This window comes from Hyphomonas sp. L-53-1-40 (genome assembly GCF_000682775.1).
Classification (GTDB): Bacteria; Pseudomonadota; Alphaproteobacteria; order Caulobacterales; family Hyphomonadaceae; genus Hyphomonas.
The window spans coordinates 50,164-71,819 of sequence record NZ_AWFI01000002.1 but is presented as its reverse complement, the minus strand read 5'-3'; the positions used below and the strand labels follow the sequence as shown (position 1 = coordinate 71,819).

Below are 21,656 nucleotides of genomic sequence, written 5' to 3'. Positions count from 1 at the left end.
TTAATGCGCCTTTGCAGCGCTATAAAGCCCTGCAATCAGCTTGGATGCCGTTTGAGCAGGATCCATCTTCAGGGCGCGCGCTTCGCCAGCGAGCCGGGATACTTCCAGCCAAGCCTTGGCTGCGGCGGGCTCCTGTTCTGCGCGACGCGCCAGCCATGTCAGAATTTCCTCCTGAAAGGCCTGCATGGCGGTGTCGTCAGCACTTGCAGTCTGGAGCGCATCCGTCACTAGCCCGTCATTCGGTCTAGGCAGGCTGCGCAACAGGACCTTGGCCGCGTGAGATGCGGCGAGGCCTGCCGGCGTAGATAATTGTATTCCCAAGCCTGGTCGCCCCTTGGACAAAGACGCGGCTTCAGCCGGCGCGGTGGCGGTTTCCAATGCGCGTATTGTATCTTCATCACCCAGAGCCGAGACTCGCAGGACTCTGCAGCGCGACCGAATGGTTGGCAGGATAGGTGTCGTTCCATGATTCACCAGAAACAGGATGCTATGCTCCGGTGGCTCTTCAAGTGTCTTGAGCAAGGCATTCGCACCATTGCGATTCAATTCGTCCAGCGAGTCGATAATGCCGACGCGCCACCCACCTTGTGCGGGCTTGAGGGAAAAGAACTGGATCAGCTCACGCACCTGATCGACCGAGATATCCTGGCGTAGCTTGCCTTTGTCGTTCAACTCGCGATGTACCACGCGCAAATCGGGATGAGCGCCGGTAAGACAGGTTCGCGCAACCGGGTCAGAAGAATCTGCATCAAGCGGCGCTGCTTCCCGGCCGCGAGCGCCGAGCATGTAAGCGGCGAGCCGGTTTGCCATTGTGGCCTTACCGATTCCTGATGGCCCTTCGATCAGCCAGCCATGGTGTAGCTTGCCGGTTGTTGCCGATGCCAGAAACGAAGCCTCAGCCGTATCGTGCCCATAAAGAGGCCAGGCGATGCTCATCCTGCCATCTCATTCAATGCATAAGTTTGAGACACGATGCGCCAGGCTGCTGCGTACACGGTGGCGATATCCCGAGAAGCATCTATCAGTTTGCAACGCAGAGGCTCTTCTTGCGACAGCGAAATAAATCCCTGACGGACTGCGTGATGAAAGTCAGTAGCGCGCTTTTCAAAGGCATCGTCCGGACCATTGCGCGCAGATCTGCGGCCTGCGGTGGTTTCGAGGGGGGCATCAAGAACGAGCGTCAGTGTTGGTACCGTGTCTCCCAAGACGGTGCTTTCCATCGATTTGAGGACATTGGACGAGACGCCGCCTTTGACACTTTGATACACGCGCGTGGAGTCCGCAAAGCGATCACAGATCACCCATTTTTCCTCAGCCAGTGCAGGCCGTATCAATTTTTCCAAATGGTCACTGCGGGCGGCATTCATCAGCAAGGCTTCGCTCATTGGCGACCAGTCCGCGCCAGCGGGCGGATGCAATGCAAGTTCGCGAACAGCTTCTGCCAGTGGAGTGCCGCCGGGCTCGCGCGTTGTGACGACGTCAAAGCCCTCGGCCCGCAAGCGCTCTGCCAAAGCGTTTTGAAGCGTGGACTTGCCGGTACCTTCACCGCCTTCGAGCGTGATAAATCTGAGGGGCAAGGCCTCAGCCATCATTCCCGCCGATCATCTGGCTGAGACCTTCGACCGCGCGGCCGAAGAAGCCGAGCTTCTTGACCGTTGCCTCAGCAACGATAGGCGCTTCGGTTGGAACCTGACCTTCTACAGTCACGACCAGTTTTCCGACCGTGTCGCCAGCGCGGATAGGCGCCTCGAGCGCACCATCGAGAACTATCTCCGATGTCGCCTTTTCAAGCGCAGCCTTGTGGCCGGCAATCGTCATCTTGCTGGCGAGCGAAACCGGCACCATTCGTTGCTGGCCGAGCCAGACTTTGACTTCCGGTAACTCGACGCTCTCCGGCGTGATCACTTTCAGATCATAGCTCTGGAATGCCATCCGCATCATGCGTTCGCCTTCCTGGGCTCGCGCCGCCATGCTCTCAAGACCGTTGATGACGATTGTACGCCGTACGCCGTCACGAACGGCGGAGGCGGTGAGTCCATATCCCGAAACCTCGAGGTGACCCGTCTTGAGGCCATCAGTGCCTTCAATACTGAGCAATGGATTGCGATTGGCCTGCGTATATTCGCGCCACGTATATGAAGGCATGTCGTACCAGTCGTAGTATTGCGGATACTTGTCGATAGTGAGCTTCGCCATCTTGGCGAGGTCTTCTGCAGATATAACGTGGCCAACGGCCTCAAGGCCGGTCGTGTTCTGGAAGTTCGCAGAACTCATGCCGAGTTCATGGGCGAGGGAGGTCATACGCCGTGCAAAGGCTTCCTCTGATCCCGATATACCCTGAGCCAACACGATACAGGCGTCATTGCCAGACATGATGATTACGCCGTGCAGAAGTTCTTCAACGGTTGGCGTATCGCCGGGCGCAAGTCCCATTGTCGATGTACCAGACGGGAAACCACCTCGGCGCCACGCGTCTTCGCTGACGGTGAACTTGTCGGTCAGGGAAATCTCCCCCCGATCAATCAGTTCGAACACGAGGTAGGCCGTCATCATCTTTGTCATGGAGGCGGGGATCATGGGTTCCGCGCCATCCTTGGAGAAGAGTATTGTACCCGTCTCGTGATCCATGATCACAGCATGACTGGCGGGCGTATCCATGATCTGTGCCTGGGCCGAACCCGTCGCTGCGACTGCCATCAGAATGGCGGTGAGGATCTGGGTTTTTGGCAGCATTGTAAGCCTCCGAAATGTGCTGAACGGTCGGCCGAAACCAATACGGCCCTTTTTCCCGTTTATACAGGAAAAAGGGCCGGTTTGTGGTCAGCGTCAATGGTGGCTATGCGGTCGTCAGGTCAGTTCTGGGAAACCACCCGACCGTTGGATATGCCGTAGCGGTGAAGATCATTGTTTATCCGATCTGCTGCATCCCGGTTCATGAAGGGGCCGACGCGCACCCGGAAAAAGTCCGCGCCATTTACGCGTGCCGGGTCAATTTGGGCGCTCATATTGGTCGGCATGGACTGAATGAGGCTCTCAGCGTTCGAGATCTGCGAGAATGCGCCAACCTGAACAAAGTAGTTCCCGACCGACACAGGTTCATAATTTTGCGTGCTGCTCCGGCTCGCGGCGTAAACAGGACTTGGCGCAGAAGCTGTGGTGACTGAGGGCGCGCGCGTTTCATTATTGTCAGAAACCAGAATCGGTTGCGGTTTTGGAGCCGTGACAGGAGCAGGGCCCAGATAACGAATTCGCACATTGGCGCGCCCTGCCCCGGTCATGCCGAGTTCCACAGCGGCGCGCTCGGAGACTTGCAACATGGCGCCATCTTCAAAAGGTCCGCGATCATTCACGCGCACAACAATTTCTGTGTTTGTTTCAAGATTCACGACCTGAACCAGGCTCGGCAAAGGCAGGTTCGGATGCGCGGCCATAAGCGCAGATTGGTCGAAGGTTTCGCCATTTGCGGTCGGCAGGCCCTGGAATTCGTCACCATAGATGATGGCCGCACCGGTTTCATCGAAGACGGGTACGGTTTCAGGCTGAACCGAATGCGTTGCAGCGGGTGTCAGGCTGGTGGCAACACGACGCGCATCTGTTGCCGTTGGGGCACCGGTCCCCTGCTCTGCGACAGGTTCGGGAGCGCCAGCGAGTTTTGGCAGAGATTCTGTCAGGACTTCGGACTGTGCTCGTTCTGCAGCGATACGTTGAGCGGCGGCTTGCGGATCAAATGGTTTTGCGGATGTTGGCTGTGTTGCAACAGGCGCAGGTGTGCCACTTATTGGTGCGCTTATGCTGGCATATTCTCTTGTCCCGCTTGCCGGGTTCGCAAATCTCGGCACCGAATTGGAGGAGTTTGAGGCAGACTGTACAGGCGCAGGCTTCGGCGACGCTCCCGGATAACTGAACTGGACCCGTGCTTTGGCTTTCTCTGGGCTGGGCTGGGCCTGGCTTGGTGCAATGAAGACGTTTTGACGTTCTGTTGAAATTCGGGCGCTTGGCTCTTGCGACTTGAAGACGATTGGTGCGGGATCGGCCCATGCGGGCGCTGATACGAAAGCAGCAGCAAAAGTGGCAACAATAAAGGCGGGAAGGCGATCGGTGATTTTGGTCGATGGCGCGCGCATTCGCGGTGTAACCTCATTCTGAGTTTCTATTCGGCGCTTTGCGCCTGAACGTCCGGCTTTTCTGCCGTACCTAGCTTGTTTACCACGCCAAGGTGGATGCAGGATGAACCTTCTCTCACGAAACCGCAAACGCCTCTTAGGGATCCATTCACACTTTGTGCGCGGTCAGCATTCGCAGATGAGGGCTTGCAAAACCAGTTCCTCTGTTGGACATACCGGGCGCCGGAGGAATGGCAGAGTGGTTGAATGCGGCGGTCTTGAAAACCGTTGAGCCTTCGCGGGCTCCGGGGGTTCGAATCCCTCTTCCTCCGCCATGTGGCCTTACAGTATGCGTGGGTTTCGAGACCTGACCTTTGGTCAGGCTGGCCATTCGCAAGCGCTTCCTGCAAAACTTTGGCAAAACCAGAACATCAGGAGGATACATGCTCGAAGGTATCAAGGTCGTAGAATATGCGACTTATATGGCAGCGCCAGGCGCAGGTTCGATCTTGAGCGATTGGGGCGCCGATGTGGTCAAGATAGAGCCGCCGGGCGGTGATCCGATCCGACTTTTCTTCAAGACGATCGGGACGGACATAACCGACAATCCTGTGTTTGACTTCGACAATCGCGGCAAGAAGTCCATCGTCGTCGATACGTCCAAGCCGGAGGGGCAGGAACTCGTTCGCAAACTCGTGGCCGACGCCGACGTGTTCCTGACCAATGTCCGCCCTGGTGGCCTAGAACGGTCCGGCCTGGATTATGATAGCCTGAAGGAATTGAACCCGAAACTGGTCTACTGCTCCCTCACCGGATACGGCCTGCAAGGGCCTGATGCCAACCGCCCCGGTTTTGATATTGCGAGCTTCTGGAGCCGCACCGGCGTTGCCAGACTGACCGTTCCGAAGGGTGAAGATCTGTTCGCCAATCGCACCGCATTCGGAGACCATACGACGTCGATGTCTGCCGCAGCCGGAATTTGCGCGGCTCTGGTTGAGGCGGGGCGGACAGGCAAGGGGCGTTTGGTTGAAGCCTCCCTCTTCCGTGCCGGTCTGTATGCACTCGGTTCCGATTTTGCGATCCAGCTCTTTTTTGACCGTGTTGCGTCAACGAAGTCGCGGCATGAGCAAAATGTCCCGATCACAAATTTCTTCGAGACCCGAGACGGCAGCTGGGTGTGTCTCGTATCCCGGCAAGGTGAAGTGGATTGGGGGCCGATCTGTCGCGCGATCGGCCGGGAGGAATTGATTGAAGATGAGCGGTTCACATCTGCCAAGGCGCGCCGGAAACACAGGGCCGAAGTGGTAGACATCCTGGATGAGGGGTTCGCAAAGTACGACAAGGCCGAGATGGCCAAACGGCTGGATGCGGAATCCCTCGCCTGGGCGCCTGTCCAGACTTTGGCCGAAGTGGCCAAAGATCCGCAAGCCATCGCCGCAGGCGCGATTGTTCAGACACCGAGCGCGAAGGGCGATGGCTCAACGTATGCTTCGCCAGCCTCGCCAGTTCGTTTTCCCGGCGCAGACGACGGGCCTAAAGGCCCCTCGCCCGCATTGGGTCAGCACACTCGGGATGTACTCGATCAACTGGGCCTGACGGACGACGCCATCGAGAGTCTCTATACAGACGGAATTGTGTCTTAGCGGCCCTTGAACTCGGGCGTCCTTTTTTCAAGGATCGCTTCCACTCCCTCCATATGGTCCTCAGTCTTGTGCATGAGGGCCTGAGAGGCGGCGGACATTTCCATGATCGTTTCGTAGGAAGCGTTGGTGCCATGACGCATGAGAGTTTTTGCAAGGCGCAAGGCTTGAGGTGGTTGCGCAGCAATCTGCTCGGCCAGCGCCATGGCTTCGTCCATCAGCGTATCGCCCGGGACGACTTTCGAGACGAGACCCCAGTCTTCTGCTGTGGCGGCATCAATGACTTTGCCCGTGAACAGAAGCTCAGCTGCGCGGGATGATCCGATCAGTCGGGGTAGCAGCCATGCGCCGCCATCACCGGGGATCAGGCCAAGCTTCAGGAAGGTGACGCCCATCTTGGCCTTGTCGGAGGCAATGCGAATGTCGGCCATGCAGGCGACATCGCAGCCAAGACCAATCGCGGCCCCGTTTACGGCCGCGATCATTGGTACTTCGAGATTGTAGAGCGACTTCACAATCAAATGGATATTACGACGGTAACCTTCACGGATGTCATGCGGCGCGCCGCCGAACGCGCCGGTGCCCTCTTTCATCGCTTTCACATCTCCGCCGGCAGAGAATGCCCGGCCAGCGCCCGTCAAAATCACGCAGCGGATTTCAGCGTCCGCAACAATCTCATTACATGCAGCTGCGATGGCCAAACCATCGCCCTCCGCCCCCAGCGCATTGAGGCTATCGGGGCGGTTCAGCGTCAAGATCATGATGGATCCGCGCTTCTCTGTTGTCACGATCGACATGTCTGGAAATCCTCCGTGTTTTCTGAATGCCTTGCTGGCAGGCGAGCACAGGATTGTCCATCCGGCAAACGGCCTCTTGCCGCACGGTCAAAGTTTGATTTTTGAGTGAGTGGTGCGGATGAGAGGACTCGAACCTCCACGCCTTGCAGCGCTGGAACCTAAATCCAGTGCGTCTACCAATTCCGCCACATCCGCATGACGGTTTTTCCTACGCGAGCCGTGACCACGCTTCAACACCAAACCCACGCAGGGGCTGCGAATTTATTGCTGTTCGCCGTGCAAGGCGCTCAGGATATCGGGAAGTTCAGATTCCAGGTCTTCGGCGATCAGCCCTGCCCCAACGCGGCGTCCGGCTTCGCCATGCAGCCAGCTGGCCATGGCCGCCGCGGTGAACGTATCAACACCCTGCGCCATGAGACCGCCTGCAATGCCGGCCAAGACATCGCCAGACCCAGCCGTTGCAAGCCAGCGCGTTGCGTGAGTGTTCACGATCGCCATACCGTCTGGTTTGGCAATAACGGTGTCTGGGCCCTTCAGCAGGACGACGCAGCCAGTCATTCGGGCCGCTTTGCGCGTCGCTTCGACCTTGTTCACTTCTGAGTCCAGCAGGTCACCAAAGAGCCGATTGAACTCACCGATATGAGGTGTAATCAGGTCATCTGACCGCAGCTGTCTGTAGAAGCCATCATGATCATCGGCGAAGACGGTCAAGGCATCTGCGTCGAGCACAGCTTTCGATTTTGATGAAAGCAGACACTCAACATTCTTTCTTGTGCCGGTGGTGATGCCCGCGGCAGGCCCGAGGATCACCGTGCTGGCGGATTCAATACTCTCGCGCAGCTGCTCAGCATCCGAAACTTCCTTGAGCATGACAGCAGTCAGATGGCTGGCATTTACCGCAACAGCATCCGGCGGAGACAACAGGGTCACGAGCCCGGCACCGGCCCTCAGCCCCGCGCGGCTGGCCAGACGCGCCGCACCTGTCGATGCGACATTGCCACTGACCACGGCCAAATGACCTCGGGCATGCTTGTGGCTGCCCTGCCCCGGCTGGGGCAGATTGCGTCCCCACAATATCGGGCTGTTTTCGAGCAATTTGGTCTGAACCGGCACACCAATATCTGCCACGAACACGCCTCCGCAATACGCGGCGCCCGGCAGGAGCACATGGGTGGGCCGCAACGCAGCGAATGTGATCGTTCCTTCTGCCCGGAAACACGGGCCAAGTGGTTTGGCAGACTCGCCATGAATGCCAGAAGGTACATCAATCGAGACAACGCGGCCGCCACGCTCCGCCAGTTTTGCTGGAATACCCTCGAGCGGCCGGGAAAGGCCGCCACCAAACAGGGCATCCAGAACTATATCGTGTGGGGCCTCCAACGCAGCATTGAGTGGCCTGATCTCGCCCTCCCACTCGTCCGCTGCCTTGGCAGCATCTCCTTTGAGAGATTGCTTGTCCACAAGGCAGAAAACCTCGACGTCTCGCCAAAGCTTTGCCAGTTTCGCCGCAGCGATGAACCCGTCTCCGCCATTGCCACCTGGGCCACACAGAACCTGGATGCGGCCTTCCGGCCATTGTGCGTGGACGAACTCGGCTACGGCGTTTCCAGCGCGTTGCATGAGGTCGAAGCTGTCAGTGCCGCTGGAAAAAAGTGCTTCTTCTGCGGCCCGCATTTCCTGCGGAGTAAGAATAGGTCTGCCCATAGTGCAGGCTCATAGCACGCGTGTTTCGGATTCGCTGCCCAGCTGCTGAATCTTCAGACCTTCGGCGCTGCGTTCCAGAGTGGTAACTGAGCAATAGGTTGGGCGGAAAACAAGCGTCTCGGCACGTTGCTGAAGCTTGCTGACGACTGCATTGATTGCCACGAAATGTGTGAAGACGACTGTATTGTCGGGAAGGCCTTCCAGGCGAGCGATCATGGCATCTCGCCAGGCACGATGTGTGCTGGCTTCATTTTCCCATGTGCCGCCCATGAAAACGCGCAGCCATTCAACGCGATCGTGTATGTCTTCCGGGGTCGAAATTTCCGACACTTCCTCCATGATACTTGCGGTTAGACCAAGCCGTGCCTCCAACGGGCGCGCCGTCTCGCGGCATCTCTGCATCGGGCTGCTGACAATGTGGCTCACGCCCAGAGCGTGAAGTTCTGTGGCAGCAGATTCGGCCTGACGGTGCCCAAGATCGCTCAAACCCGGGTTGGGATGGTTGCCCCAACTCGCGGCAGCTTCCCCATGACGGACGAGATAGAGCATGAATCCTCCAAAGCCTGCGGCTGTTCCGACTTTCAATAATTGCAAGTCCGATCACCCTTGAGGAAGGGAACCGGTGCGAGATGGTTTCGAACCTGCTTCGCGCAAATATCCAACAGATTCAATCATTCACGCAACGATACTCTAAGGTCGCGCCTTGAACTGCAGCGACGTACGAACAGGCAATTCCTTTGCCGGACCTGCAATATGCATTAGAGGTCAGAAGGTGTTTCGCACAAAATAAGGGCAGCAAAGTCCAAAATTCGATCACGCCCTGACAACCTGATGCTAACTCTCATACTGGGTCTCGCTTCCATCGCAGAAGGCGCATACCCGTTGACTACACGAACCAAACGGCTGGGAGACACGGGCCATGAAGAAAATTGAGGCGATCATCAAACCTTTCAAACTGGATGATGTTAAGGAGGCGCTGCAAGAGATTGGTCTGCAAGGCATGACCGTTGTTGAAGCCAAGGGCTTCGGGCGCCAGCGCGGACACACGGAACTCTACCGCGGAGCGGAATATGTGGTCGACTTCCTGCCCAAGCTGAAGATCGAAATTGTTCTCGCCGACAGTGCGGTAGAAGGCGCAGTCGACGCGATCAAGAAAGCTGCTCATACTGACAAGATCGGTGACGGCAAGATCTTCATCTCTGACATCACTGATGCGGTAAGAATCCGCACGGGCGAAACAGGCGACGCAGCCCTTTAAGGGTCAGGTCGTCGAATACCAAAAACTACAGAAGCTGTTTACTGGAGGGCAAATTCCAATGGCCGATAACCTGTTGAAACTTATGAAGGATGAGGACGTCCAATACGTCGACCTTCGCTTCACCGACCCTCGCGGGAAGATGCAGCACGTTTCTTTTCACAAGAACATGGTGGAAGATGATTTCTTCACCGAAGGTCAGATGTTCGACGGCTCATCCGTCGCTGGCTGGAAGGCCATCAACGAGTCCGACATGGTGCTGATGCCTGACACCAGCACGGCCATGATTGACCCATTCTTCCAGCAAACAACTCTGGCAGTAATGTGTGATATCCTCGACCCGATCACGGGGCAGGCTTACAATCGCGACCCACGCACAACGGCCAAGAAGGCCGAAGCATATGTGAAGTCGAGCGGCGTGGGCGACACGGTATTCTTTGGACCCGAAGCTGAGTTCTTTGTGTTCGATGACGTGCGTTGGTCCACTGAGCCGCACAAGACCGGATATAGTTTTGACTCTACCGAACTGCCGGTTAACACCGACAAAGAGTACCCGATGGGTAATATGGGCCATCGTCCAGGACCTAAAGGTGGCTATTTCCCAGTTCCTCCGGTCGACTCCGAACAGGACATGCGCTCTGAAATGCTTTCCGTGATGGCCGACATCGGCCTTGATCCTGAGAAGCATCACCACGAAGTGGCGCCAGCGCAGCACGAACTGGGGCTGAAATTCTCGACGCTCACCACGATGGCAGATCGTCTTCAGCTTTATAAGTACGTAATCCACAATGTGGCAGCGTCTTACGGCAAGACGGCAACCTTCATGCCGAAGCCGATGTTTGCAGACAACGGGTCCGGTATGCACGTCCACCAGTCTATCTGGTCCGGTGGCAAGCCGCTCTTTGCCGGTGACCAGTATGCTGGCCTGTCTGAGCAGTGCCTGTATTACATCGGCGGCATCATCAAGCATGCGCGCGCGCTGAATGCCCTCACCAACCCTTCGACGAACAGCTACAAGCGCCTCGTCCCCGGTTACGAAGCCCCCGTCATGCTCGCCTATTCTGCGCGCAACCGGTCTGCCTCTATCCGTATTCCGTTCGGTTCCAATCCGAAAGCAAAGCGCATCGAAACACGTTTCCCGGACCCAACGGCAAACCCGTACCTGGCCTTCGCCGCCCTGCTCATGGCTGGTCTTGATGGTATCGAAAACAAGATCCATCCGGGCGACGCCATGGATAAAGACCTTTACGATCTGCCGCCTGAAGAGGCGAAATCGATCCCGCAAGTGTGCGGCTCACTGCGAGAAGCGCTTGCAGCGCTCGACGCAGACCGTACATTCCTTACCAAGGGCGGCGTGTTCGATGACGACCAGATCGATGCTTATATTGAGCTGAAGATGGAAGAGAACATGCGCTATGAACTCCACCCACATCCGGTGGAATTCGACATGTACTACAAGGTCTAGGGGCCTGTTCTCTCTCTCCTCTAACCCTTGTAGAGGCCGGTATCGCAAGGTACCGGCCTCTTCTTTATCCAGCTTTAGAACCTCACAGAAAACCGAACTACACTCGGCAGAAAAAGCCTCGAGCGGCTCCCGAGCGTCCAGGACTGGGCCTCTAACTGCTTTTTCTGTTGTGCCAATATTCCGGCCTGAAACCAAAAACGCCCCGACCATTTGGACGGGGCGCTTGAATATTGGATCTGTATTTGAATCAGCCAGCTTCCGGCTGACTCTTCTTGGCGTGGACGTAGAGTGGCTCGGCATTGCCCTCGACCACTTCGCCATTGATCACGACCTCTTCCACACCGCGTAGGTTTGGCAGCTCGAACATCGTGTCGAGCAGGATACCTTCCATGATCGAACGCAGTCCGCGTGCACCCGTCTTCCGGGCGATAGCGCGACGAGCAACGGCTGTCAGAGCCTCTGGTGTGAAGTTGAGCTCAACGCTCTCCATGTCGAACAGCTTCTGATACTGTTTCAGCAAAGCATTCTTGGGCTCTGTGAGGATCTTGATCAATGCAGACTCGTCCAGGTCTTCCAGCGTCGCGATGACTGGCAAACGCCCGATGAACTCCGGGATCAAGCCGAAGCGCTGAAGATCCTCGGGCTCAGTGTTACGAAGGATTTCACCAACCCCCCGCTCTTCCGATTCCTTCAATGAAGCGCCGAAACCGATGGAGGCACCATCTCCGCGTGACGCAATGATCTTGTCGAGCCCGGCAAAGGCACCACCACAGATGAACAAGATATTGGTCGTGTCTACTTGCAGGAATTCCTGCTGTGGATGCTTACGACCGCCCTGAGGTGGCACAGCCGCAACCGTACCTTCCATGATCTTGAGGAGCGCCTGCTGAACCCCTTCACCGGACACGTCACGCGTGATCGATGGGTTGTCAGACTTGCGGGAAATCTTGTCGATTTCATCAATATAGACAATGCCGCGTTGGGCACGTTCGACATTGTAATCAGCCGACTGCAGCAGCTTCAGGACAATATTTTCAACGTCCTCACCAACATAGCCAGCTTCCGTCAGCGTTGTTGCATCAGCCATCGTGAACGGCACATCCAGGATGCGGGCCAATGTTTGAGCCAAAAGTGTCTTGCCGCAGCCAGTCGGGCCGACGAGCAGGATATTGGATTTGGACAGCTCGACGCCGTCCGTCTTTCCAGCATGTGAGAGGCGTTTGTAGTGATTGTGTACGGCGACCGAAAGAATCCGTTTCGCATGCACCTGGCCGATGACATAGTCATCCAGCACATCGCAGATTTCCTGCGGTGTCGGGACGCCTTCGCGAGACCGGACCATTGAGGTCTTGTTCTCTTCGCGAATGATGTCCATGCAGAGTTCAACGCATTCATCGCAGATGAACACGGTCGGGCCGGCAATCAGCTTCTTCACTTCATGCTGGCTTTTTCCACAAAACGAACAATAGAGTGTGTTCTTGGAATCGCCTGAGCCATTTTGTTTAGTCATGCCATCCTCAATGCCGGGTAAGGCTTAATTTCGTCTTTAAGACGTCGCGCGTTGTGTACTATTGAAACAATAGGGTTATCAGCCTGCCCTGCAAGAGGCAGGCCGCAATGACGTGGGAGAGGTCCCCTATTTATCATCCTCGGCCGTTCGGCGCTCGAAGACCTTGTCTACAATACCAAATTCCTTGGCTTCTTCAGCGGTCAGGAACGTATCCCGATCCAGCTTCCGCTCAATCACATCATATTCCTGGCCCGTGTGGCGGACATAGATATTGTTGAGGCGGCGTTTCAACTCGATGATTTCTTCTGCATGGCGCTCGATATCGGTTGCGACGCCCTGATAACCACCCGAAGGCTGGTGAAGCATCACGCGCGCATTCGGCAGCGCGATACGCATGTCCTTTTCGCCAGCTGCAAGCAGAAGCGACCCCATGGAGGCAGCCTGACCGATACAGACCGTGGAAATCGGGCAACGAATGTACTGCATTGTGTCGTAGATCGCGAGACCGGAGGAAACATATCCTCCCGGGCTGTTGATATACATTGCGATATCCTTTTTCGGATTTTCCGACTCAAGGAAGAGCAATTGCGACGTGATCAGGGCAGCCATACTGTCATCGATGCCACCCGTAACGAAGATGATCCGCTCTTTCAGCAGACGTGAGAAGATGTCGAAAGCCCGCTCGCCGCGGCTCGTCTGCTCCACGACCATGGGAACAAGGTTGAGCGCTGTCTGGAAAGAAGTCGTCATGAATTGGGCCTTGATGGTTTCTCAAAGGAATCTTTACTGCACAGAAGTGGCAGAGAGACGTATATTTGTCTACGCGTGCATCACTGCAAGAGGTATTCCGCTGTGGAAACAGTTAGCGAAACGGCCACTCTGGTGAACGACTTGGCAGATCGGCGTCCGGGTCTTGCAGGAAAGCGAGATAATCGGCGTGTACGGTTTCGGCCTGCAGATCACGCAGCAGCATATGATATCCCTTTTCATAATAAACCGTCCGAACATGCGCGGGCAGGATTCTCGCAGCTCGCTCAACGCCATGTGGGGGGATGACATAGTCATTCGCGCCATAGGAAATCAACACGGGCAAATCGACTGGAAGGTCCGCAATTCTGTCATGAGCTGTCTCCATCAGCGAAACGACCCCGTAAACCTGATCAATTCGGTTTTCCCGCAACATCAGGGGGCTGGCCCAAGTCTCCCGGAGCATATCGATATTATCGCTGGGCTCGATACGTACAAAGCGGGCTGGTGGTCGAAGAATCCAGCCGGGATTGGTGTGAGCCGACATCCACAGGCTGGCTCGGTAGAGTGGGTTCATCGCGCCCCAACCGCGCAAGCCTGGACCCGATGCGATCAATCGGTCTGCGTCAGGGGGGGTGTCTGAACCGAAAGCCGAAATGGCGACGGCGGCGCCCATGGATATGCCGACAACCGTGATGGTTGCATCGGGATGTGCACGACGTGCGACCGCAACAGCCGTGCGGAGATCTTCCCGCATCAATTCTTCATCCGGCCATAGCCCCCTGCCCGGCGAGCGTCCAAAACCCCTTTGGTCATAAGCATATGTCACTACGCCATGCTCAGCCCAGTAAGGTGCCGCCATATGGAAGGCATTGGCGAAATCGTTCATGCCATGCACGCCGACAACCACATGCTCTGGCTCGTGGTCAGTCTGCGCGGCCCAGACCGTCAGACCAAGTTCTGCGCCGTCATGAGAAATGAAAACATCACGCTCAGGCAGAAATTGTGGAACGGAGTTGGTAACATTGGCGAGTGAGCCAGCCGTGACGGGATGAACGCACCCCGAGAGCAGGAAGGTCGCGTAAAGAATTATCAGCGCGCCAAAGCCCCACGCACTTCGGCGCGCAATGAGGGCAAGACCTCTCGTTCGAACCAGGGGTTGCGTTCTAGCCAAGACGTGTTTCTCCAACTCGGATGCGGTAATGTGAATATTCGCTCACTTGCATACTCCTTCCAACATCGAACGGTTTCAGTCAAGCTGGACTTGCGACGTGCGCCCAGGTGCCAAGCCTGCGCATGGGCACCGATGAGCAAGGTCACTTTAGTGTTCGTCAACAGGTCCAGTGTTTGCGTTCGCCAGGTCTGGGCGCAAATCCGCATAGGCGGGCGGTCCCCACCATTTCGGTCATATCCGGGAAAGCAGAAGCCCATTGGCAGGATGGCGACCATTCCGGGATCATAAAAATCTTGCTCAGATATCTGCATCCAGTCGCGAAGCCGCGATCCCGACGGATCTTTGAAGGGCACACCAGAGCGATCAGCCTTGTTGCCCGGTGCCTGACTCGCAATGAGAATGCGCGCACCGGAATGCAGTTGAAGAATCGGGTTCGGCTGGCGATCCATCTGGCCTTCGCACAGACGGCAAGCCCGAATTTTTTCGAGTTGTGTTTTCAAATGGAGAGACATGGCGTTTCATACAATTCGTAACTGTGTCCAGATTGCAGAAAGTCCGAGCCGATGCCCATATCCCGCATTATCGACCCCCGCATTCATGACCTCGGAGGCGGCTTTCAGGTCCGCAGAATTCTTCCATTTCACGCGCACAAATCTGTGGGGCCTTTCGTGTTCTTCGATCACTTCGGTCCGACTGAATATCCGCCGGGCTCGACATTTGACGTTCGCCCCCACCCTCATATCGGTCTGGCGACCGTCACTTTCCTGTTTGATGGTGCAATCCGGCATCGGGATTCACTCGGAACCGATCTGGTGATCGAGCCCGGAGCCGTCAACTGGATGACGGCGGGGCGAGGCATTGTTCATTCGGAGCGCACTCCAGATACTCAGCGCGAGAACGGGCAAAACTTGCACGGCCTTCAGACCTGGGTTGCCCTGCCCAGGGATGAGGAGGACAGCGCGCCCGCCTTTGTCCACCATAGTGCCGATACTCTACCGGAGTTCCTGGTGGACAATGTGACTGTCAAAATACTTGCCGGGACTGCATGGGACAAAACATCACCCGTTTCGTTTCCATGGCCGATCATTTACGTCGCTCTCGAAGCAACATCCGAATCCGAAATTGTCCTGCCTAGCGATCTCGCTCTGGAGCGCGCCCTCTATGTAGTGACGGGCGAAGCCAAAATCGGTGATACGATTGTAGGCGTTGGCCGTATGGCTGTGCTTGAACCGAATGTCGATGTGCCGGTTGTTATGGCTCCTAGCACAAAAGCAGTTATCTGCGGCGGCGCACCAATGGAATCTCCGCGAAAGATCAACTGGAATTTCGTCTCGAGCGACGCCGAAAAGATAGCCGCGGCCAGAGCGGACTGGACAGCTGCAATCCGGGCTGGAGGCACGGCAAGATTTCCTGCGGTTCCGGGAGATGAGGATGAGTGGATTCCCCTTCCCTCGTGATTCTGGGGCCAGATTTCTGGTGAACCCCTTCCTTGCCGATTGATATCGCTCGTGCCAGATCATGACCAACAAGAGTCTTTGACGGGGAAATACAAAAATGAAGCGACTACTCATTTCGGCGTCCGTGCTAACGCTCGCGGCCTGCGGCGCACAAGAAACCGCGACGGACACACCGATCACAACGGAGCCTGAAGCATCATCTGAATTGTTGATGCCGCTTCCAGATCAGACCAGTGCGGATATTACGGCGGATGATCTTGCGGTTCGAATCAAGACCCTTGCCGACGACACATTCGAAGGCCGCGGTCCGGGGACCGAGGCTGGCGAAGCGTCGGCCGACTGGATTGCGGCTGAGATGCAGCGCATCGGTCTGATGCCGGCGGGAGACGATGGAAGCTTTTTCCAGACGGTCAAAATGGTGAACCAAACGGTCGACACGGGCGCCTCATACTTCAAGCTTACCACACCCGATGGTACCGAGCTGCCGATGACGCCAAAGGAAGACGTCGTTTTCTGGACCAAGCGCCAAAATACCAATGAGCTGAGCTTTGATCCCACCGACGTTGTTTTCGTCGGCTACGGATCTGTCGCTCCGGAATATGACTGGAACGACTACACGGATCAGGATTTCACCGGTAAAACCGTCGTTATGCTTGTCAACGATCCTGGATTTGCAACCGGTGACCCAGACCTCTTCAAGGGCAAGTCCATGACCTATTACGGGCGCTGGACATACAAGTTCGAAGAAGCGGCACGACAGGGCGCAACTGCCGCTATTGTCATTCACGAGACCGAACCAGCATCATACGGTTGGGATGTTGTTTCCAACTCGTGGAGCGGTGCGCAGTCAGATCTCGTGCGTGCCGATGGCGGCGCTGAGCGTACAATGCTCGAAGGCTGGATTACACGAGACACGGCCGAGTCCCTGTTTGCCAGTGCAGGCCTCGATCTGGAAACGCTGAAACAACAGGCAAAATCAAAAGACTTCGAACCTGTCGCGCTAGACGGAATAAAGGCGAGCGGGAAGATTTCGCAAGCGATCGAACAGCTTGAAAGCCGGAACGTTGTCGGAAAACTACCCGGGGCAACCGCGCCGGATGAGTACATGCTGTACACAGCGCACTGGGATCATCTCGGAAAGAAGTCTGAAGAAAAGACCGGCGCGCCGGGCGAGGATTTCTATCAGGACCAGATATTCAACGGCGCTGTCGACAATGCGACCGGCTCTGCCGCGCTTCTCGAGATTGCTGAAGCCATGGCAAGCGAAGAACTCGAGCGGTCGGCCCTTTTCCTGTCTGTGACGCTCGAAGAATCCGGTTTGCTTGGTTCTGCCTATTATGCCGAAAACCCGTTGGTGCCCCATCGTCAAGTCGTTGCGGGTATCAACATGGATGGTGCGCTGCCGATTGGCCGGACCAAGGACATGGTAGTTGTCGGATACGGCGCGTCCGAGCTCGAGGACATGTTGAAAGATGTGCTCGACGAGCAAGGCCGCGTGATCAAGCCGGATGCCAAACCCGAAGCCGGCTATTTCTATCGCTCGGACCATATCTCCCTCGCCAAGAAAGGCGTGCCCATGTTGTACGCGGATGGCGGTCAGGACAAGGTCGATGGCGGTGTGGCTGCAGGCAAGGCAGCCGCCGCCGTCTACACGGCCGAGCGCTATCACAAGCCAATGGATGAGTATTCCGATGATTGGGATCTGTCCGGCTTCACCGAAGACATCCAGGCGCTTTACCAGGTTGGCCTACAGATTGCCCAATCTGATAAATGGCCCACATGGTATGCGGGCAACGAGTTCGAATCTGTTCGCAAGAAGAGCCTGGAACAAGACTAAACGATCGTCCCCGCCCTGTTCGGCGGGGACTTTTTCCTGAATGGAATGACCTGACGCATGCTTTCGTATCAACACGGATTTCACGCGGGAAACCGCGCGGACGTACTCAAGCACGCGGTCTTGCACTCCGTGTGCCGTCACCTGACACAGCGTAATGATCGCATTCTCTATGTGGAAACACATTCAGGTCGAGGACGATACGATCTTGAAGGCCCGCAGGCGCGAAAAGGAGATGAGGCCGGGGACGGCATTCTCTCCATATTGGAGGGGCAGACTCCTAAACCGCTTCGATCATGGGTCGAGTTCGTTGAGACGGCTGGTATCAATAGCTACCCCGGCTCTCCCGCTCATGCGCAGACCCTACTGCCTACGGATACTCGCTACGTGTTATTCGAAAAGCATCCAGCTGAATACGAAGCCTTGAATCATGCCATCGGCGATGACGACCGTATTCAGATCAAAAAAGCGGATGGATACGCCAGCGCGCTGAAACTGTCTCCCAGAAGCGGTGAAACCATGGTCTGTCTGGTCGATCCGAGTTACGAAACAAGTCGCGATATTGATGCGTTGGCGCTGTGGACTCCCAAAGCCCTGAAGCGGTGGCCAAAGGCGGTGCTGATGCTATGGCTACCACTGTTTCGTGATGGTCGTGAGAGCGAGTTTGGCGAGTATCTGACGACGCTCGGCGACTGCAAGGTTTACGGGGCGCGCTGGCCGGTCGATGCATTGCAGGAAACGGCCCTCGAAGGCTCCGCCATGGTTGTTTTCAATGGACCGAGGACGGCGGGTGCTGAATGCGCCGCTATCGCCACTGCGCTCCAGTCATGGTGGTCAGACAAGCCGTTGGGAGCCTGACCGGTCATGCGATGCGATGTGCTTCTGATAGGCGGCGGACACGCACACATCACAGCGCTTCGCTGGCTCAAGAAACACCCCTGCCCGCACATGAAATTCAAGCTGGTGAACCCACGGGCCTACGCCGTCTATAGTGGCATGGTGCCTGGCTTGGTTGCGGGACATTTTGACCGAAGCGAAGTGGAGGTCGATCTGAACCGCTTATGTGTCGAAGCCGGGGTCGATATTGTCTATGATTCAATCGTTGATTTTGATCCGGTCGGGAAAACTGCGACCGGGGAAACGGGTGCATCCTACTCCTTCACCCAGGCGTCTATCGATGTCGGGATCGTGTCTGCGCCCGTAAGCCTCTCAGAAAAGAAAGGCAACCTGGCCGTAAAGCCGATGTCGCATTTCGTTGAAGCGTGGCAACAGGATTCAGGTAATCTCTCCGAAGGAGTTGCAATCATTGGGGGTGGCCTCGGCGGTGTTGAGCTTGCGCTAGCTGTTCGGCACAAGATGAACGCCTGCCGCCTCCCTACATCTACCCCTTTGGCAATCGTGGATCGGTCGGAAATACTTTCATCAAGTTCGCCATCATTGAGGCATGCGCTATGCGAGCGCCTGAACGCGGCAAGCGTAACAATTATTGAAAACGCACAAGTGCGCGCCCATGAGAATAGCTGCCTGATGGTGGATTCTGGACAGTCCCTGACGGCAAAACTGGTTCTATGGACCGCCGGTGCGCGCGCGCCTGGCTGGTTGGAAGAATCAGGCCTTGAGACGAGTGGCGGATTTCCAGTCATAAATTCATGCCTGCAGTCGATCTCACATCCAGACATTTTCACTTCAGGCGATGTGGCTTCTCTCCAAAAGGGTCGCATACCCAAAGCGGGTGTGTATGCCGTGCGGCAAGGGCCCGTCCTCATGCAGAATCTGATCGCGAAGCTGAGCGGCGCACCTTTACAGGATTATGATCCGCAGAAGGATTACCTCAAACTTGTCAGCCTTGGGGCGCGTTCTGCAATAGCTGAAAAATGGGGTCACACAATTCAGTTTCCAGGTCTGTGGGGGCTCAAGACCCTGATCGACCGATCATTTGTTCAGGACTGAAGCGAGATGGATCCTGCTGACCGTGCTGCCGCCTCATCCAGAATGACGCCTGCCGCAATTTCGCTGGCATCCCTATCGCCTTCTTTCATCCGATCAAGCGCAATTCGTTGCCGATCTAACTGTGCTGACAGTTTATCTGGATCAGTCAACCAATCCTGCGCCGCGGCAGCGATAAGGTCAGACTTAAGCCGGGTTTGAACAAATTCCGGCACGACTTCCTGATCATCGCTCACAATATTGAGCAATGTAATATGCGTTTTGCTGTAAAGCAGGCCTCGCGCCAAGGCCCATGTGATCCATCCTGTCTTGTACGCAACGATCATAGGCGTGTCCTGCATGGCAAGTTCCGTGGTCACCGTACCAGAGCAAGCAAGCGCCAGATCTGCCGCCGCCATTGCGTCATATCGTGCGCCGGGATCGCTTGAGACAATCGACCATGACGCAATGCCTGGAAAATCTTCCCGGAATTGAGTTGCGACGTTGGAAGCCGGCATGAAGACGATTTTGAGATTTGGATCGTTCGATTTCAGCGCTTTGGCTGCGCTCACCAATTCGGGAGCAACGCGCTTGATTTCGCTGGGTCGACTACCTGGCAATACAAGAACAAGCTTTGCGTCCTCGGGTATACTCTGGCCCGCGCGAAAGCTGGACCCATTTCCTTGAACATGGCGGGAAATGGCAGGATTGCCAATCACTGTCGTCTTGAGTCCAAAGGGTTCATAGAACGGAACCTCCAGATCATGAATGCATAATAGATGATCGACGACAGAAGCCAACGTCTTCGCGCGACCGGGCCGGGTCGCCCAGACTTGCGGTCCCACAAGCTTTACCAGCCGAATATTCGGTGCGCGCAACCGGACACGCTGAGCAACCCTCAGCATGAACCCCCAAGAGTCGACCAGAACAACAACATCCGGGTCATTCGCGATGATGGCGTCGGCTGCTGCATCAGCGAGACGAACTACGTCGCCATACGCTCTGAGACCTTCGACAAACCCAAGGATCGACAGTGGACTGATATCAATTGCAGATTCTATTCCGACCGACGCAAGTTCTCCGCCACCAATGCCGGAAACATGCGCGTCTGGATTTCGCCTGCGAATGTCTTCAACAACTTCCCTGGCCAACAGGTCGCCAGATGTTTCGGCGGCGACCATGTAGATGCGCGGCGCGCTCACCGCCCTGTCTCTGGAGTAAAACCATAGATAAATACGCCTAATTCCTCAGCGCGCTCGATCATTTTGCGGCGGTTGAGCAGCAGAGCGCCCCCCGCTTCTATTGCGAGGCCAGCGAGCCCCGCGACGGCAACCTTCTCTACCGTCGAAACGCCCGTGGTAGGCAGATCGATCCGGAGCTCCTGCGCAGGCTTTGGCCGTTTGACGAGAACGCCTTTCCGGCTCAAGGCTGACCCTCGGATTTCCTCTGGCAGAGCCGCGCAGCGATCCAGCATCGCATCAGTCCCTTCCTGGGCTTCAACAGCCAGAACCAGCCCGTTGCAGACGACCGATCCCTGTCCGATATCAAGCGCACCCGTCGCAGACGCGACACGCGCAGCATGTTCTATGTCAAGAAATTCTTCGTCAGTCGGCTGATGACCCGCGATGATCCCCTCCGGCGCCAGCAACTGCTTGTGCGCTTCGTGGCTGCCGAGAACCTTGAAGCCCTGCTTCTCGAACTCATTCACCAAGACACGCAGCAACGCATCGTCGCCCTTCTTGGCGGCAGACAACACTTTAGGGAGAAGGGTCACGCCCTTCACATCGAGTTTTAGATTGCTGAAATCCGGGCGTTTGACGATGCCAGCGAATACAACTTCCTCACACCCTGCAGATTTCAGCTTTTTCAGTATTCCACCGACTTCACCCAGACCTATGGCTTCCCCCGGAAACCTGGCCAGTGCCGGATCATCAAAGCCCTTCAGGCGGAGCACATAGGCACCCTGCCCTTCCTCAATGGCATTCTCTGCGATGGCAACTGGTAGGTCGCCCAGTCCTGCGATGATACCGAGTGGAGCCATTAC

The 21,656-nt window shown here is 56.4% G+C and carries 20 protein-coding genes and 2 tRNA genes; 8 read left to right on the top strand and 14 right to left on the bottom strand.

Going from position 1 to position 21,656, the window contains the following annotated elements; translation table 11 throughout:
- The 4 genes from L53_RS04380 to L53_RS16225 all read right to left on the bottom strand — a co-directional run bounded on the left by L53_RS04380 (position 1) and on the right by L53_RS16225 (position 4,124).
- Positions 1–936, bottom strand: a complete 936-nt coding sequence (locus L53_RS04380) for a DNA polymerase III subunit delta' (protein ID WP_051607581.1) — start codon at positions 934–936, stop codon at positions 1–3.
- Positions 933–1,577, bottom strand: a complete 645-nt coding sequence (gene tmk, locus L53_RS04375; RefSeq protein ID WP_233347567.1) for a dTMP kinase — start codon at positions 1,575–1,577, stop codon at positions 933–935. Before tmk ends, L53_RS04380 begins: the two co-directional genes overlap by 4 nt.
- A gap of 4 nt (positions 1,578–1,581) precedes the next feature.
- Positions 1,582–2,733, bottom strand: coding sequence for a D-alanyl-D-alanine carboxypeptidase family protein (locus tag L53_RS04370; protein WP_034812379.1), 1,152 nt, complete (start codon positions 2,731–2,733; stop codon positions 1,582–1,584).
- A 119-nt stretch (positions 2,734–2,852) separates the two neighbouring features.
- Entirely contained in the window at positions 2,853–4,124 is a 1,272-nt protein-coding gene (locus L53_RS16225) for a septal ring lytic transglycosylase RlpA family protein (RefSeq protein WP_051607580.1), read from the bottom strand.
- A gap of 224 nt (positions 4,125–4,348) precedes the next feature.
- On the opposite strand from L53_RS16225, the gene L53_RS04360 reads away from it, so the two are divergent.
- Positions 4,349–4,438, top strand: a tRNA-Ser gene (locus L53_RS04360).
- A 108-nt stretch (positions 4,439–4,546) separates the two neighbouring features.
- Positions 4,547–5,746, top strand: a complete 1,200-nt coding sequence (locus L53_RS04355) for a CaiB/BaiF CoA-transferase family protein (RefSeq protein WP_034812377.1) — start codon at positions 4,547–4,549, stop codon at positions 5,744–5,746.
- Here L53_RS04355 and L53_RS04350 read toward each other — a convergent pair.
- From L53_RS04350 to L53_RS04335, 4 genes are all read right to left on the bottom strand, one after another.
- Complete coding sequence (locus L53_RS04350; protein ID WP_034812374.1) at positions 5,743–6,540, bottom strand: crotonase/enoyl-CoA hydratase family protein; 798 nt, start codon at positions 6,538–6,540, stop codon at positions 5,743–5,745. The two genes, L53_RS04355 and L53_RS04350, sit on opposite strands and share 4 nt — an antisense overlap.
- A gap of 110 nt (positions 6,541–6,650) precedes the next feature.
- Positions 6,651–6,735: transfer RNA gene (locus L53_RS04345), tRNA-Leu, on the bottom strand.
- 66 nt (positions 6,736–6,801) lie between these two features.
- Entirely contained in the window at positions 6,802–8,244 is a 1,443-nt protein-coding gene (locus tag L53_RS04340; RefSeq protein ID WP_034812371.1) for a bifunctional ADP-dependent NAD(P)H-hydrate dehydratase/NAD(P)H-hydrate epimerase, read from the bottom strand.
- Positions 8,245–8,253: 9 nt separating this feature from the next.
- Positions 8,254–8,793 (bottom strand): histidine phosphatase family protein, encoded by a 540-nt coding sequence (locus L53_RS04335; protein WP_034812472.1) that lies wholly within the window; start codon positions 8,791–8,793, stop codon positions 8,254–8,256.
- A 370-nt stretch (positions 8,794–9,163) separates the two neighbouring features.
- Between L53_RS04335 and L53_RS04330 the strand changes: the two genes are divergently transcribed.
- The gene (locus tag L53_RS04330; protein ID WP_027837435.1) at positions 9,164–9,502 is read left to right on the top strand and encodes a P-II family nitrogen regulator; all 339 of its coding nucleotides are present in this window, start codon (positions 9,164–9,166) and stop codon (positions 9,500–9,502) included.
- 58 nt (positions 9,503–9,560) lie between these two features.
- The gene (gene glnA / locus L53_RS04325) at positions 9,561–10,964 is read left to right on the top strand and encodes a type I glutamate--ammonia ligase (protein ID WP_034812366.1); all 1,404 of its coding nucleotides are present in this window, start codon (positions 9,561–9,563) and stop codon (positions 10,962–10,964) included.
- 247 nt (positions 10,965–11,211) lie between these two features.
- Here the strand turns inward: glnA and clpX are convergent, their stop codons facing one another.
- The 4 genes from clpX to L53_RS04305 form a co-directional block, all read right to left on the bottom strand.
- Positions 11,212–12,474 carry an ATP-dependent Clp protease ATP-binding subunit ClpX gene (gene clpX / locus L53_RS04320; RefSeq protein WP_034812364.1) on the bottom strand — a complete coding sequence of 421 codons (1,263 nt, stop codon included), beginning with the start codon at positions 12,472–12,474 and terminating at the stop codon, positions 11,212–11,214.
- Positions 12,475–12,600: 126 nt separating this feature from the next.
- Positions 12,601–13,224: an ATP-dependent Clp protease proteolytic subunit gene (locus tag L53_RS04315; protein WP_034812361.1), complete on the bottom strand. Its 624-nt coding sequence runs from the start codon at positions 13,222–13,224 to the stop codon at positions 12,601–12,603.
- Between the two features lie 112 nt (positions 13,225–13,336).
- On the bottom strand, positions 13,337–14,395 hold the full coding sequence (locus L53_RS04310; RefSeq protein ID WP_233347565.1) for an alpha/beta fold hydrolase: 1,059 nt from the start codon (positions 14,393–14,395) through the stop codon (positions 13,337–13,339).
- Complete coding sequence (locus L53_RS04305; RefSeq protein WP_233347579.1) at positions 14,314–14,844, bottom strand: uracil-DNA glycosylase family protein; 531 nt, start codon at positions 14,842–14,844, stop codon at positions 14,314–14,316. Before L53_RS04305 ends, L53_RS04310 begins: the two co-directional genes overlap by 82 nt.
- A gap of 114 nt (positions 14,845–14,958) precedes the next feature.
- Here L53_RS04305 and L53_RS04300 point away from each other — a divergent pair, with 114 nt between their 5' ends.
- The 4 genes from L53_RS04300 to L53_RS04285 all read left to right on the top strand — a co-directional run bounded on the left by L53_RS04300 (position 14,959) and on the right by L53_RS04285 (position 19,636).
- Positions 14,959–15,852 carry a pirin family protein gene (locus L53_RS04300; RefSeq protein ID WP_034812354.1) on the top strand — a complete coding sequence of 298 codons (894 nt, stop codon included), beginning with the start codon at positions 14,959–14,961 and terminating at the stop codon, positions 15,850–15,852.
- Positions 15,853–15,949: 97 nt separating this feature from the next.
- Positions 15,950–17,689, top strand: a complete 1,740-nt coding sequence (locus tag L53_RS04295; RefSeq protein ID WP_034812351.1) for a M28 family metallopeptidase — start codon at positions 15,950–15,952, stop codon at positions 17,687–17,689.
- A 171-nt stretch (positions 17,690–17,860) separates the two neighbouring features.
- Positions 17,861–18,544, top strand: coding sequence for a 23S rRNA (adenine(2030)-N(6))-methyltransferase RlmJ (rlmJ, locus tag L53_RS16710; protein ID WP_198019737.1), 684 nt, complete (start codon positions 17,861–17,863; stop codon positions 18,542–18,544).
- A 6-nt stretch (positions 18,545–18,550) separates the two neighbouring features.
- Positions 18,551–19,636 carry an FAD-dependent oxidoreductase gene (locus L53_RS04285; RefSeq protein ID WP_084333092.1) on the top strand — a complete coding sequence of 362 codons (1,086 nt, stop codon included), beginning with the start codon at positions 18,551–18,553 and terminating at the stop codon, positions 19,634–19,636.
- Here the strand turns inward: L53_RS04285 and L53_RS04280 are convergent.
- Both L53_RS04280 and L53_RS04275 read right to left on the bottom strand, forming a co-directional pair.
- Positions 19,627–20,814, bottom strand: a complete 1,188-nt coding sequence (locus L53_RS04280) for a lipid-A-disaccharide synthase (protein ID WP_034812346.1) — start codon at positions 20,812–20,814, stop codon at positions 19,627–19,629. The two genes, L53_RS04285 and L53_RS04280, sit on opposite strands and share 10 nt — an antisense overlap.
- Positions 20,811–21,653: an LpxI family protein gene (locus tag L53_RS04275; RefSeq protein ID WP_034812343.1), complete on the bottom strand. Its 843-nt coding sequence runs from the start codon at positions 21,651–21,653 to the stop codon at positions 20,811–20,813. Before L53_RS04275 ends, L53_RS04280 begins: the two co-directional genes overlap by 4 nt.
- Positions 21,654–21,656 lie beyond the last annotated feature (3 nt).

What these genes read in the sequence shown, in the direction of transcription:
- L53_RS04370 (WP_034812379.1), bottom strand. Translation starts at nt 2,733, where the DNA reads ATGCTGCCAAAAACCCAGATCCTCACCGCCATTCTGATGGCAGTCGCA.
- L53_RS04300 (WP_034812354.1), top strand. Translation starts at nt 14,959, where the DNA reads ATGCCCATATCCCGCATTATCGACCCCCGCATTCATGACCTCGGAGGC.
- L53_RS04275 (WP_034812343.1), bottom strand. Translation starts at nt 21,653, where the DNA reads ATGGCTCCACTCGGTATCATCGCAGGACTGGGCGACCTACCAGTTGCC.
- L53_RS04315 (WP_034812361.1), bottom strand. Translation starts at nt 13,224, where the DNA reads ATGACGACTTCTTTCCAGACAGCGCTCAACCTTGTTCCCATGGTCGTG.
- L53_RS04305 (WP_233347579.1), bottom strand. Translation starts at nt 14,844, where the DNA reads ATGGATCGCCAGCCGAACCCGATTCTTCAACTGCATTCCGGTGCGCGC.
- L53_RS04295 (WP_034812351.1), top strand. Translation starts at nt 15,950, where the DNA reads ATGAAGCGACTACTCATTTCGGCGTCCGTGCTAACGCTCGCGGCCTGC.
- L53_RS04330 (WP_027837435.1), top strand. Translation starts at nt 9,164, where the DNA reads ATGAAGAAAATTGAGGCGATCATCAAACCTTTCAAACTGGATGATGTT.
- L53_RS04355 (WP_034812377.1), top strand. Translation starts at nt 4,547, where the DNA reads ATGCTCGAAGGTATCAAGGTCGTAGAATATGCGACTTATATGGCAGCG.
- L53_RS16225 (WP_051607580.1), bottom strand. Translation starts at nt 4,124, where the DNA reads ATGCGCGCGCCATCGACCAAAATCACCGATCGCCTTCCCGCCTTTATT.
- L53_RS04285 (WP_084333092.1), top strand. Translation starts at nt 18,551, where the DNA reads ATGCGATGCGATGTGCTTCTGATAGGCGGCGGACACGCACACATCACA.
- L53_RS04340 (WP_034812371.1), bottom strand. Translation starts at nt 8,244, where the DNA reads ATGGGCAGACCTATTCTTACTCCGCAGGAAATGCGGGCCGCAGAAGAA.
- clpX (WP_034812364.1), bottom strand. Translation starts at nt 12,474, where the DNA reads ATGACTAAACAAAATGGCTCAGGCGATTCCAAGAACACACTCTATTGT.
- glnA (WP_034812366.1), top strand. Translation starts at nt 9,561, where the DNA reads ATGGCCGATAACCTGTTGAAACTTATGAAGGATGAGGACGTCCAATAC.
- L53_RS04380 (WP_051607581.1), bottom strand. Translation starts at nt 936, where the DNA reads ATGAGCATCGCCTGGCCTCTTTATGGGCACGATACGGCTGAGGCTTCG.
- L53_RS04350 (WP_034812374.1), bottom strand. Translation starts at nt 6,540, where the DNA reads ATGTCGATCGTGACAACAGAGAAGCGCGGATCCATCATGATCTTGACG.
- L53_RS04335 (WP_034812472.1), bottom strand. Translation starts at nt 8,793, where the DNA reads ATGCTCTATCTCGTCCGTCATGGGGAAGCTGCCGCGAGTTGGGGCAAC.